At 58.0% G+C, this 12,816-nt stretch carries 7 protein-coding genes and 1 tRNA gene; 5 read left to right on the top strand and 3 right to left on the bottom strand.

Annotated features, from left to right (window positions below; all coding sequences use genetic code 11):
* The first annotated feature begins 406 nt into the window (after nucleotides 1–406).
* The 5 genes from VGB22_00850 to VGB22_00830 all read left to right on the top strand — a co-directional run bounded on the left by VGB22_00850 (nucleotide 407) and on the right by VGB22_00830 (nucleotide 5,724).
* The gene (locus VGB22_00850) at nucleotides 407–3,913 is read left to right on the top strand and encodes a right-handed parallel beta-helix repeat-containing protein (protein HEX9749824.1); all 3,507 of its coding nucleotides are present in this window, start codon (nucleotides 407–409) and stop codon (nucleotides 3,911–3,913) included.
* A gap of 132 nt (nucleotides 3,914–4,045) precedes the next feature.
* Nucleotides 4,046–4,981, top strand: a complete 936-nt coding sequence (gene murQ, locus VGB22_00845; protein ID HEX9749823.1) for an N-acetylmuramic acid 6-phosphate etherase — start codon at nucleotides 4,046–4,048, stop codon at nucleotides 4,979–4,981.
* Nucleotides 4,982–5,062: 81 nt separating this feature from the next.
* Nucleotides 5,063–5,308, top strand: coding sequence for a DUF2007 domain-containing protein (locus tag VGB22_00840; protein HEX9749822.1), 246 nt, complete (start codon nucleotides 5,063–5,065; stop codon nucleotides 5,306–5,308).
* Between the two features lie 30 nt (nucleotides 5,309–5,338).
* The gene (locus VGB22_00835) at nucleotides 5,339–5,527 is read left to right on the top strand and encodes a zinc ribbon domain-containing protein (GenBank protein HEX9749821.1); all 189 of its coding nucleotides are present in this window, start codon (nucleotides 5,339–5,341) and stop codon (nucleotides 5,525–5,527) included.
* 124 nt (nucleotides 5,528–5,651) lie between these two features.
* A tRNA-Asn gene (locus tag VGB22_00830) sits at nucleotides 5,652–5,724 on the top strand.
* A 281-nt stretch (nucleotides 5,725–6,005) separates the two neighbouring features.
* Here VGB22_00830 and VGB22_00825 read toward each other — a convergent pair.
* The 3 genes from VGB22_00825 to VGB22_00815 all read right to left on the bottom strand — a co-directional run.
* Nucleotides 6,006–10,820, bottom strand: coding sequence for an SBBP repeat-containing protein (locus VGB22_00825; protein ID HEX9749820.1), 4,815 nt, complete (start codon nucleotides 10,818–10,820; stop codon nucleotides 6,006–6,008).
* A gap of 703 nt (nucleotides 10,821–11,523) precedes the next feature.
* Nucleotides 11,524–12,681 (bottom strand): recombinase family protein, encoded by a 1,158-nt coding sequence (locus tag VGB22_00820; protein ID HEX9749819.1) that lies wholly within the window; start codon nucleotides 12,679–12,681, stop codon nucleotides 11,524–11,526.
* Between the two features lie 26 nt (nucleotides 12,682–12,707).
* Nucleotides 12,708–12,816: IS3 family transposase (locus tag VGB22_00815; GenBank protein HEX9749818.1), on the bottom strand; the 109-nt coding region annotated here is incomplete at its 5' end.

The following is a 12,816-nucleotide window of genomic DNA, read 5'->3' as shown; positions in this document are numbered from 1 at the left end:
GCCATCGCCTTCGGCAATCAACGGCCGCTTGCCAAGGTCGCAAGGCCGGGTAGATTGCTGATAGAGCGGACTTGCAGGCACGATTATGGGGCGGATGACGCGACGGCTGGCAATGTTGGCCCTGTACGGGTTTGCAATTCTACTGCCCGGTCGCGGAGGCGCGGCAACCTACCACGTTTCGCCGTTGGGATCGAATACGCCGCCGTACGAGACATACGCTACTGCCGCCCATCGCGTGATCGACGCTGCGCGTTTGGCCATCAGTGACCAGGACACGATCCTGGTGCACGCAGGGACGTACTCAGTCGATACGACATTGATCATTCAACGCGGTGTGACTTGGCTCGGCGTGCATCGCGACTCAGCCCTGATCGACTGGACGGACGAGAGCTATGGCTCAAGCATCATGGCTAGACTCGTCGGTAAAAATGAGGTGGCTGGGATGAGCCTGAGATTCCCATTCAGTCATCACAACTTGAATGGGTACGCTCTGTACGGCCATAATTTCCCCGAGTTCGACACGGTGACCGTGCGGGATTGTAGGATCAATGGGTTTGCCGTTGTGCTGGGGGGAAACACCCGGGCATTTGTGTATGACAATGAGTTCTTTCACCAGCGAGCGCGGGGAGTTCGCGCTCATAGCACGTACGCGTGGATTCATGACAATCTATTTGTCGGAGAAACTACCAGCGCCGAGGAGGGCCTTCTCGTCTCTGATGCCGGAACCGTCCTTATCGAACGAAATGTGTTTGACAACACTCGACCTGGGGGTGGTCGCCCACATGCGGCGATTTACGTCAATTTCGTGAACTCGGTCACAATCCGCAATAACCTCATCCGGCAAGTCAAGCACCCGATCCTCTGGTACTACGCATCAGGCGTGGTGGAGAACAACACGATCATCGACGGTGACCGTGGGGCACTGCTCTCAACCGTCTTGCAGCGCTATTTTGAGACGCTGTCGATGTGCAACAATCTGTTCCTTAATAACCGTGCTGCCTTCCAGTTCGGTTTGTCCTGTGACGGCTGTGACTCCACGGGATGGATTACGTATGCCTACAATGCATTCTGGCTACCGGTCGACTCGTTCTACTACATCTACCCCGGCGATCCGCCCGAACGGATCAAGATATTCCCTTATGAAAACACGAATCTGTACCCGATGCTGACGACGGATTCGCTCTTCCAGCTGCAATACAGCAGCCCCCTGATCGACGCCGGCGACCCCTCGATCCTGGATGCCGACGGCTCCCGCTCCGACATCGGCTGGACCGGCGGGCCGCAGGGATACACATATAGCTACCCGGATCTCGCGCCACTCGCGCCGGAATCACTGCGCACTGTCGGTCAGAACGTGGTCGCGCACGTTCAATGGAGCGCCAGGCCGGAGACCGATCTGGCCGGATACCGAATTTATCGCGGGGAGAGCCCCGGATTCTGGGATGAGACGACACTCCCCCTGAAGGAGGTCGCCGCCGCCGACACCGCGATTTGGGATACCAATCAGGCAACCCCGGAGGTCGTCTACTATGTCGTCACGGCGTTCGACAGCGCCGGCCAGGAGAGCGGTCCCTCGGCCGTGATTGCCTACGACACTGACCCCCACCCGCCTGTTTGGGAGCTTGTACCCGATCAGGAGGTGGTAGCGGGTGACACGCTGACCCTATCCGTGATGGCGACGGACGCCGATGACGATCCGCTGACGCTGTCGATCCTCGATCCGCCGGCCCACGCCACCTTCACCGATCTGAGAAGTGGGCAGGGATCACTGGTTTTCTCACCGGACGAGTCGCAAGTCGGGGAGGTCACGATCTTATTGGTCGCATCGGATGGAGCCTTCGAGGATACGTTGATCATTCGAATCCAGATCGGCCCGCGCGTGAGACCGCGGACGATTCATGTTTCGCCGTTGGGTTCGAACACCCCTCCATATGCGACTTACCAGACAGCCGCCCATCGTGTGATCGACGCGGCTCGATTGGCGACCTCCGTCGGCGATACCATTCTAATTCATGCCGGATACTACGGAATCGATTCGACGATCCTTATTGCACCTGGTGTTTCTCTCCACGGCGTTGGACGGGATTCAGTCACTCTGGACTGGACTGGCCCGTACGAGTTCCCCGAGCAAATCATCGAGATTCGTGGCAGCCTTGACCATGCGGTCTCTGGGCTGGAGTTTCGGTTTTCAAGAGGAAGCACTGTAATGCACATTAACGGCGTTTTCGGCTACTATGCCGGTACCATAAGTGTATCTGAATGCCGGTTTGTCGAGTGCAATGCTTCCTTTGGAAGCTCGGGGACAAGTCACATTCATGACAACGAGTTCATCCATGGTGCGGGAGACGGGATCATCTGCGGCAATGGTCACTCCTGGATTCATGACAATACATTTGCTGGAGGCTTTTCCGGGCGGGGAATCTCGGTTTACCGCGCGGGAACCATTCTCATCGAGCACAACGTAAGCGATAACACGTTACTGGGTGACGCTCGTCCGCGAGCAGGAATTGAAGTCGGGTTCGCCAATCAGGTCACTATTCGCAATAACCTCATCCGACAGGCTCAACATCCCGTCATTTGGTACTATGCGACTGGATCTCTCGAAAACAATACATTCATCGACTGCGATCATGGCCCGCAGCGGTCCGAAGTGCTTCAGCGGTACTTTGAAACGATCACGATCCGCAACAATATCTTCTTAGATAGTCCAGCTCTCTTCCGATTCGGTCTTTCGTGCGACGGCTGTGACTCCACGGGATGGATTACGTATGCCTACAATGCCTTCTGGCCGCCCGTCGACTCGTTCTACTACATCTATCCCGGCGATCCGCCCGAACGGATCAAGATCTTCCCTTATGAAAACACGAATCTGTACCCGATGCTGACGACGGATTCGCTCTTCCAGCTGCAATACGGTAGCCCGCTCATCGACGCGGGTGACCCGTCCGTGCTCGACGTCGACGGCTCGCGCTCCGACATCGGCTGGACGGGTGGGCCGGGTGGCAACACCTACCACTACACTGATTTTCCGCCCCTCGCTCCCGGCTCGATCAGCGTGACGGGTGCAGGTCCAGCGGTCACCGTTTGTTGGAGTCGTCGTTACGAGGGTGACTTGCGTGAGTATAAGGTTAGTCGTGGAACGCATTCGGGCTTTTGGCCAATGGACGTGGAACAGCAGGAAACTGTGCCGTTCGATGACACTTGCTGGACGGATATACTGCCGCCCGACCGAGATTCTGCGTTTTATGTCGTGGTGGCAGCCGACTCGATGGGGAACACCAGCAACCCATCGCCCGAGGGACAGTATGTTGTCGCAGATCATCCCGCGAATCGCGCTCCGGTGCTTGAACCAACCGGTGGCCGGACGATCACTCTCGGCGATTCGCTCGAATTGGAAGTCCGGGCCAGCGATCCGGACGATGACAGCATCGTATTGCGACTCGGCGATTCTCTTGATAACGCTGTGCTCGTAGACCACGGCGATGGCGTAGCGACATTTTCGTTTGCCCCGGACGAAGAGCAGGTCGGGTATCACTCTGTCCGGTTTATCGCCGAGGACACGTCATTGGCTGATACCGAAATCGTCGAGATTGAAGTGAAAGCGATGCCGTCTGTCCCCAGGTCTTCGCGGATTGTCGCTGTGTTTCCCAATCCCGTCAGATCGCTCGCCACGATCCGAGTCGACATTGGCGTGATCGGATCGGAACAGGCCATTCCAGTCGAGTTGATCGTCCACGACATACATGGGCGAACGGTTGCCAGGGCGTATCGGGGCGTCCTTTCCGGCGGCACACACGATGTCGTGTGGAGTGCTGCTGACGTGGAAGAACTGGCTTCCGGTATCTACCTCCTGCGGCTTGTCGTGAATGGCCAGACCAAGGGGACGCCGTATAAGATCGCGGTAATCAATTGATTCATCCCTCACGATGCCACGACGCAGCGGCGCTATACCTGGGCGACCCCGTGTGGTCGACCTTCGAGTTCTGATGCACGGCTCCCATCTTCCACAGTTGACAGCCCCTCGTTTCCCATCGACTTTCTGGACATGAAGCGACACGCAAAGGACCATACGCTATACGAACAATTGACCGAATTGACCACCGAGTCGCAGGACAAACGTTATCGACGGCTGGACCGCGAACCGCTGCGCACGGTGCTCAAGCGCATCAACGATGCCGATCGCACAGTCGCCACTGCCATCGCGCGCTGTCTGCCGCAGATCGAAAAGGCGACACAAGTGGTCATCGATGCTTGGTTTGGGGGCGGACGCCTGTTCTACGCGGGCGCGGGCACATCCGGACGGCTCGGTGTGCTCGATGCCTCCGAGCTGCCGCCGACATTCGGATTGGATCACAAGCGCGCGGTGGGGTTGATTGCCGGCGGGCATCGCACATTGATCCGTTCGCGCGAAGGGGTCGAGGACAAAGCGGCCGATGGCGCCGCCGATGTCAGGCGACATCGCGTCGGCAAACAAGATTGCCTGATCGCCATCGCGGCGTCACGACGCACGCCGTACACTCTGGGCGCATTGCGCGAGGCCAAACGTCGCGGCGCACGCACGATCTTCCTCGTCGCCAATCCGATACCGGTCGCCACGAGCTCGGAAAGCGCCGATGTTGTCGTTGCAGTCGTAGTCGGCCCCGAGGTGATCGCGGGATCAACGCGGATGAAAGCAGGTACGGCGCAAAAGCTCGTGCTCAACATGATCACAACAGCGGCCATGATTCAACTGGGCAAAACGTATCAGAATTGGATGGTCGACCTGACAGCGACCTCTGCGAAACTGCGCGAACGCTCCAAGCGTATCCTTTGTGTGACTGCCGGTCTGGACTATGACCAGTCGAGCGAGTTCTTGCGTCGGGCGCGCGGTTCAGTCAAGCGCGCGCTGGTCATGGCCAAGCTGAACTGCTCCGCCCGCGATGCGGACACCGTATTGAAGCGAGCGAACGGCTCCGTTTATCGCGCACTCGGAGAACCCTGAGTTCGGATATCCGGTATCAGGTTTGTGTGATGACGCAATCCGGCACACCATGAGTCACGCTTGGTCAACAGGGAGACGGCAATGAAAGAATCCGGATCGAATGCGGACTTTGTCCTGCTTCATTCCTACCCAACGACCATGCACGCACAGATGGTGGTCGAGGCGCTCAAGCAGGAGGGCATACCGTCGCTGCTGCACTCCAATGAAATGTTCGGCAGCGGTACCGGCCTTGGCACGCTGGAACCGACGCGCGTCGATGTGCATGTTCCCCCGGAGATGCTCGAAGCGGCGCGCGATATCGCCGACATGACCATCGATCACCTGTAGGCGGCTCCGACCCGGCTGCACATAATCCCCATGACCGGCAAACGTGAGTGCCCATCCTGCGCCGCGATGGTTCCCGTCGACTCGACTGTCTGCTTCGTGTGCGGATATGAGTTCGCCGGACGCCATGGCAAGTTGTCGTGGCGCACACTCGTGGCGCTCGTGCTGCTGGCGGTGTTCCTGATACCGCTGATCCGATTCGTCTCGTCGTTGTTGAAGTAGACAGGACCTATGTCCGCATATGGGAAAGGACCCGTCAGCTCCGATCAGGGACGGAACCGTTCGGTTTTCGGCTTGATTTCGTCGTACAGACGGCTAAATTCTGTGGCTCGGCGCTTTGCCTCATTCCCCGGTAGCTCAGTCGGTAGAGCAGGCGGCTGTTAACCGCCTTGTCGCTGGTTCGAGTCCGGCCCGGGGAGCTATTGCTGCCCGCTTCAAACTTCCGACAATTCCGACGTCAGCAAACTGTACCTGCCGTCAGAGAAGCGCCGACGTAACCCGCGGACGTGTCGGGGGTTGGCGGTCACCGCTCGCGGCGCTCACGTCGATGCCCGGCACCTGAAGCCGCTGAGGTCACGAGCACGGGCGACAATCGGGACGAACTCCGCCCATTCATCTTGGATTCCGTGACCCAAGACAAAGCCCGTGGGGCCGTCACCGACCCCACGGGCTTTGCAATTGTAGCTGTACAGCTACTTGATCATCCGCACGGATCGCAGAACGCCGTCGCCGGGTTGGCTGCGCGAAACGCCACATCGACGAACTTGACGACGTCAAAGACGTTCGTGACGTTGTCGCAATTGACGTCGGTCCGTTGCTTCGGGCATCCCGGATCGGTGGTCGGAGCTGCGCTACGGAAGGCAACGTCAACGGCCTTGACCACGTCGAAGACATTCACGACGGCACCGTTGTTTGCGGGATCTGCGAACTTCGTGCATACGCACGGGGCAATCAGTGCTTCAATCGAGTTCATCGCCCCCATGAATTCTGTCGAGTCAGATTCGGAGTCATCAAACCCGATGGCCGCACCCGCTTTGATAACCCATCCGAAAACGTCTCCGGGGGCAGCCGTACCTGCTGGACGCCCCAGAGTCGGATTTGCGGACTGGGGATTCGATCGACGAAGCTCCGGAGCAGGCCCAAAGCGCGGATCAAAGGTCTCAACAGCGCGCGGAGGAGTTTGTCCCGCAGGACACGCCTGACCTGTGTAGGCTCTGATTGCAGGGTAAGGCTCTAAGAGCAAGAACTCGCCGAAGTTCGGGAAATAAATCGACGGGCTAGTCAATTCGATTCCACGAAGCACATTCAGATCTGTCCCTTCATCCCCGAACTGCAGCACGATCGGCCTCTGACCGACTGTTTCCTCAGGATCGTTTAGGCTCCAGAGACAACCCGGACAACCTTCAAGACCGAAGTATTCCCAGTTGTGCATTGAGGTTTTTCTTCCCTCAAATAACTCCCAAGGGGCGTGCGGAGTTTGTGGGATTCCAAAAGTCTGTATGAGAAGCTCATCGATTCCAAGCTGCTCATCGCTAAGTGGAGGAAAGTCGCTGTCTACTATGACGATGTTCGTATCGGGTCCGGTGGCGACACCGACCTGAACCCCAAGATAATCATCCCAGGCATCGTCCTGGAGATACGGCGCGCTGTACATGTTGATGATCTGTGGATCGAATCCAATCCCGGTTCGCAGAATGGCCGTGGTGCTGTCGTACCCCGGCAAGCTCTTGACCGAATCACGCCAGTCCGGATGGACGAGTATCTCCATGTACGCGAGCATCGAAGTGGTGTCGTTATACGGCCCAGGAGGGAGACACGGTTCGCACATGTCGTCGACGCCATTGCTGTCGATGTCAGATTCTCGGCAGAAAGTCCCGGCGCCATGGAAAGTACCGCCAAGCGCTGCGCAACTGTCCTGTGTCACCCACTTGCAATCGCCACCCGGGTCACAGCAAGCCCCACGCTCCTCTTCCGGATCGCCGAAGACAACCCAGTCTTCGGTTTCCCCATAGTCATAGCCGCCCGCCTCACCGCTACCGTCCCAATCGCCGCCGGGAAATGCGAAACTGATCTGCTCGGAACCGACCGTGAACCGGGTCCAAAAGGGCAAGGCCGCCCAGTTCACAACCGGGCCGCCCACTACGGCGATCGGCACCGGGAAGAATGGTTCAGTAATGAGGGTCTGAACCTGACCGGGCATATACTGCAGCGGTTCATCGGTTAATGTCCATTCCAAGGCGCCGTCGCCATAGACCCCACTCTGGTTCAAATCGACAACTACGTTGGCGTATGCGGGCACATCAGGCGTTGTTGGTCCAATCTCGGCTTGGAATACCCAGATGCCCCACGCCTGCCCCGCCACCGCCGGATTCGGACCAAATGCTGCGGCGGCGAACTCCTCGCAATTACCGCCGGGTGCGACGATGATCCCGCTGTTGCATAGGGCCGCGAGACCGGGATTGGCTCCCAGACACAGGACAAGGGGTCCGTCATCTTCATCACAGGGCGGCGGAGGAGGGGCGAGCACGCCAGTGATCCAGTCGCAGCAGGGTTGGTGTGCTTCGGACTCTGTGGAAGCTGGACCGGTTCCACGGCCTCCGAGTGAAATCCAACTCTCTGCCCCGGCAAGGGTGTTGAAGTGGTACGGGGCTTCCCTTCCGGCAGCCGCATTCGCGGTCAACCAGTTTGTCGGGTATATGGAAGCCGGAGCATCACACGTGGTGGACAACTGGCAGGCGTCGATTCCGTCGGGGGCGTCACCATAATCAGCCACAGGTGGGGTCGCATCAGTAACGGTGACAGTCCCCTTCGTGAAACCGGGCTGCCACGCGGTGCCGTTGGCGGCCACCGAACTGAATGGACTCCCGCCGCTACACTCCACGAAGAGCAGGTGATTCTGTGGCGTGACACACGCAGTATCGATTTCAAACGTGCCGGGTGTTCCGCCAGTTGTAAAGGACAGCTCAATGGAAGGCGTTCCCGCGGGGTCATTGCCGATACCGAGACAGGAGTCGATGAACGTATACTGAGTGTTTCCCTCCCAAAAAACTGCATCAGAACTGGAGTAAAACTCGAGCCCAGGTGTGATCTCGCCCGACTTCCAAGTGCTGGATACCGGACCACTGCAGCAGTTGACCACTTCTGGGGTACCATAGTAACGCAGCGTGGTAAAATGGTCTAATCCGCTCAGCTTAACTCGTCCACCGGATCTGACTGTCAACGTGAATGAGGAGGCCGGATAGGCACCTCCCGACACGGATCGCATCTCCAGCGGGAGAACAATTGCATTCAGGGCGACTGAATTGTTGATGTAGATGCCGATCTTGCAATTGTCCTGATTGGTCATGAATGTCTTTGATTCTACAAGCACAGACCCGCCCCCAGCCGGCGGCGGAGTCGGTGGTGTCGGGGGTGTGCAGGCTCCGGGATTTGGATTGCAGAACGCCACCGACGCGTCGGCATTGCGGAAGGCGACATTTAGCAGGTCGGCGATATCAAGGGCATTGACGACACCATTGCAATCGACATCCTCTCGCTTAATCGTGCATGGTGGATCAAGTGTGGGGGGTTCGCTACCGAATGCGACGTCTCCGGCCAGCACAACATCAAGCACATCCGTGACTCCGTCACAGTTGGGATCGGCGAAACATGGGCACGGGCAGGGGAGTTCTCCGATCTTCGCAACAAAGGCATCCCAAGCTCCGCCGATTGACCCATCGTATGGGCTGGCCGTGGGAAAGTTGGAGGATGATGTCCGTCCCGTCAGATAGACATCTCCGGCATCATCCACCGCGACCCCATCGCCAAAGTCCTGGCCACTGCCACCCAGGTACGTGCCATAAACCAGCCCGTCTCCGGCGCTGTTCAACTCCGCCACAAATGCGTCATCAATCCCACCTCCGTGATTGGCCTGGTGTGGATCCACCGTTGGGAAGTTGGTCGATTGGGTTCGGCCGACAATGTGTGCATGGCCACTCCCATCGACAGCGATATCGTCTCCAAAGTCCTGCCCATTCCCACCGAGGTAGGTGCTGTACTCCAACCCGTCCCCGTCGCTGTTCAACTTTGTAACGAACGCATCATATCCGCCGCCGCCGTACGAGGCTTGGTATGCATTGACCATCGGATAGTCGGTCGAAGTTGTCCAGCCGGTGACGTAGGCGTTCCCATCGCCGTCCACCGCGACCAAGCAGCGTTCCCCGTCTGATCCCGTGCCTCCAAGGTAGGTACCGTAAATCAGTCCATTCCCAAGACTGTTGAGTTTGACGACAAAGGCGTCGGTACCATTGAGTGTACCGTCGTACGGATTAACCGTTGGGAAGTCGGAGGAGTTCGTCTTGCCCACGACATACGCGTTGCCGTCTCCATCGACGGCAATGCCCCAGCCCTCCTCCGACGACAGGTTTCCACCAAGATAGGTGCTATACTCCAGCCCGTTACCGAAGGCGTTTAGCTTGGTCACAAAGACATCCGTGAGTCCCCGGTCGGACTGGTAGGCATTCACTGTGGGGAAATTGGTCGAGGTTGTCCATCCCGTGACGTATGCGTTTCCACCTCCATCGACAGCAATCCCACCGACGGCCAGGTCGTCGGCGCCGCCGCCCAGATATGTGCTGTACTCCAATCCATCCCCGGCGCTGTTCAGCTTTGTCACAAAGGCATCGTAGGTGCCGCCCGCGTGCATTGCCTGATAGGAGTTGAGGGTCGGGAAGTTTGTCGATTGCGTGTAGCCCGTGATGTAGGCATTTCCGGAGCCGTCCACGGCGATCCCGTAGCTGAAATCGTCGGACCCGCCGCCGATGTACGTACTGTACACGAGTCCACTACCGGCGGCGTTGACCTTTGCAATGAACACATCACCACTGCCGTTGTGCGTGCCGTCGTAGGAGCTGACGGTCGGAAAATCAGATGAGAACGTGACGCCCATGACGTACGCGCTCCCGGAGCCATCGACCGCGATCTCGTAGCCGTACTCGTCCGAACCCCCTCCCAGATACGTGCTGTAAGTCAATGTCGGATCGATAACTAACGCCAGCGCCGGATTGTAGGAGTCATCTAGTCGAAAGCCGAACGAATTCTCGGAAATCAACGTGTATCTTCCGGACAATTCGACGCACCGGTCTTCGTCGAATTGGTAGAGCCGCGGGGTATGCTCCGTCACTGTGCCCCAGCTTGTCTCGACTACCAAATTGCCAAGGCCGTCGATGGAGAGCGACGTGGCACCATCGTAGCGAACCTCGATCTGTGATGCATCGGCTCCGGGAGAAACAATGAAGTCATACTCCAAGCCCGCACTGTTTCCATAATACTTCAGGTCGATTCCGGAGTAGATCCCGTTGAAAACCACCGTGTCATAATTGGGGACCCCAGTCCGCCATTCCAGAGGGTCACTTCCAATCAGATAGTTGGTGTGGTACTGTTGCAGTCCGGCGCCGGCGAGCGAGGGCGACGGATTAGCGTGGATGAAGGTGACCCCAATGGTGAGACACTCGACTTCGCGATTACTCGATGCCATCGGCTCTGTCGAGATTCGCGATCTCGGGCGCAGGAAGTCGTAGTAAACACCATCACCGGTAATCCATACGGTTGCACGTCGAGTATGAGCCTGGAATCTCACACGGGGATCGAATTGGCCGCAATTCTCCGTAAAGGGCAAGGGCATTGCCGTCACGGCGATTTCTGCAGGGATGGGTGTAGCACCTGCGGTTTCCGAGTGCATTGGATCGGGCTCAACTCTCAAAGGCAGGACGGTCAGCAATGCTGTGAGGGCAATCGGCAGTGTAATTGTCGCAAGCGAATCACCGGATTCGTTCCCTCTTCCTGGCGATAGCGTTGGGAATCGTTCTGGGATTGTCATTTCCATTCTCCTAAGGTTGAGCATCTGATCAGAGTGCTATCCGTAATGCGGTTTAGATTCTCGCTACTTCGATGATTGCAGTTACGGAGGACTCATGACAAAGGGCGCACGTAGCATTAGGACATCGGTCTTTGCAGTACGTGACGGCGAATCCTGAATGTTGATCTGCAAGATCCGCCGCGGCACGGCGCCATTGTGGCACGCCGTCACGCCAATGCGCGCGCATCGCTGATACGCCTGCATCAACCACTTCACCTAACGAACCTACTTGCTGCCCGCCGGAATCCTCTTTAGTTGTCTCGTATAAACTCAGGAATGACAGCGGGTATATCGCAGCGAACACAAATGAGAGCAAGAAATATTATGAGGCGTCCCGTGATCGAAAGCCTATCTCTATGGCATTCTGTGACTTCCCAACCCAGATCACGCCGCTGAGTGCGTGAACCAGCTGTTCCCGTTCCGCGCAACACATCACCCCCCACACCGCCTCAAACTCTTCGAGTGCGGCGGTCACGCCGGCGAGGTCGATGGATTGATCGCGGAGTGTTGACGTCTGAGTGTCGATCTCCTGCAGTCGCAGGTCAACATCACCGGCCTGTCGCTCGACCACCGCCAGCCGCTCTGTCAGCGACGGCGACGGATTCGGGGTGCCCGCAATCGCACTGACCAACCGCTTGATCTCCTCACCCTTCTGCTGCCGCTGCTTGACCAGACGATTGCGTTCTGATTCCAATCGAGCAAGTTGCTCCTGACGCTGACGGATCGACTCCTCGAACACCTCCCGGATCAGATCGGGATCGCGCGCCAGCCTGCGTATCTGCTCGACCACGAAGTCCTCGATCTCTTGAGCTGCAAGTGACCGAGTCGTACACGCATCCGGTCCCTGCTTCTGGTAGGTCGTGCAGGTGTAGTAGCGGTACAGCCGGTTGCCCTTCTTGGTGTACGTGTGCGCCATGGCGGCGCCGCACTGACCGCACTTCAGGATGCCCTTGAGCAACGCCCCGTGCTTGTTGCGGACCGTGCCGCCCGATCCGTTGCCGTTCTCCCGGATCAACTCCTGTACCTGCTCGAAGATGGCGGGATCGACAATCCCCTCATGCTCAGCGTCGATGATCTGACCTTGGTGCCTGGTCTTGCCGATGTAGGTGACGTTGGTGAGGATGCGTTGCAGCTTGGATTTGTCCCACAGCGCTCCGGGGTGGTGCGATCCCGCCTTGGTCTGATAGCTCTTGGTGGTCCATCCCCGGCGGTTGATCTCACAGACAACCTGCAGCATCGACTGCTTCTCCAGATACAGATCGAAGACCTCCCGGACCTGCTCGGCCTCATCGGGATTGATGATCAGCCGCTTGCGTTCGTGGTCGATGTCGTACCCCAACACCGGAGGACCGCCGCACCACTTACCCTTCCTCCTTGCCGCACACATCTTGTCGGAGGTCCGCTCAGCGATGATTTCCCGTTCGAACTGGGCGAATGACATGAGCACATTGAGCATCAACCGTCCCGCCGAGGTGGTGATGATCCCCCGTTTTCGTTGACACTCGTTTAGATAGATTCCAGCAACAAGCGTTCCTCAAATTCAACCGGACTGAGATCGTCCAGGCTGGTGTGCATGCGTTCGCGGTTGTACCAGCCCTCGATCCACTGCACGATG

Source organism: Candidatus Zixiibacteriota bacterium (genome assembly GCA_036397555.1).
Taxonomy (GTDB): Bacteria; Zixibacteria; MSB-5A5; order WJJR01; family WJJR01; genus DATKYL01.
Note: the sequence above shows the minus strand (reverse complement) of the source record. Positions and strands in the feature narration are given on the sequence as shown.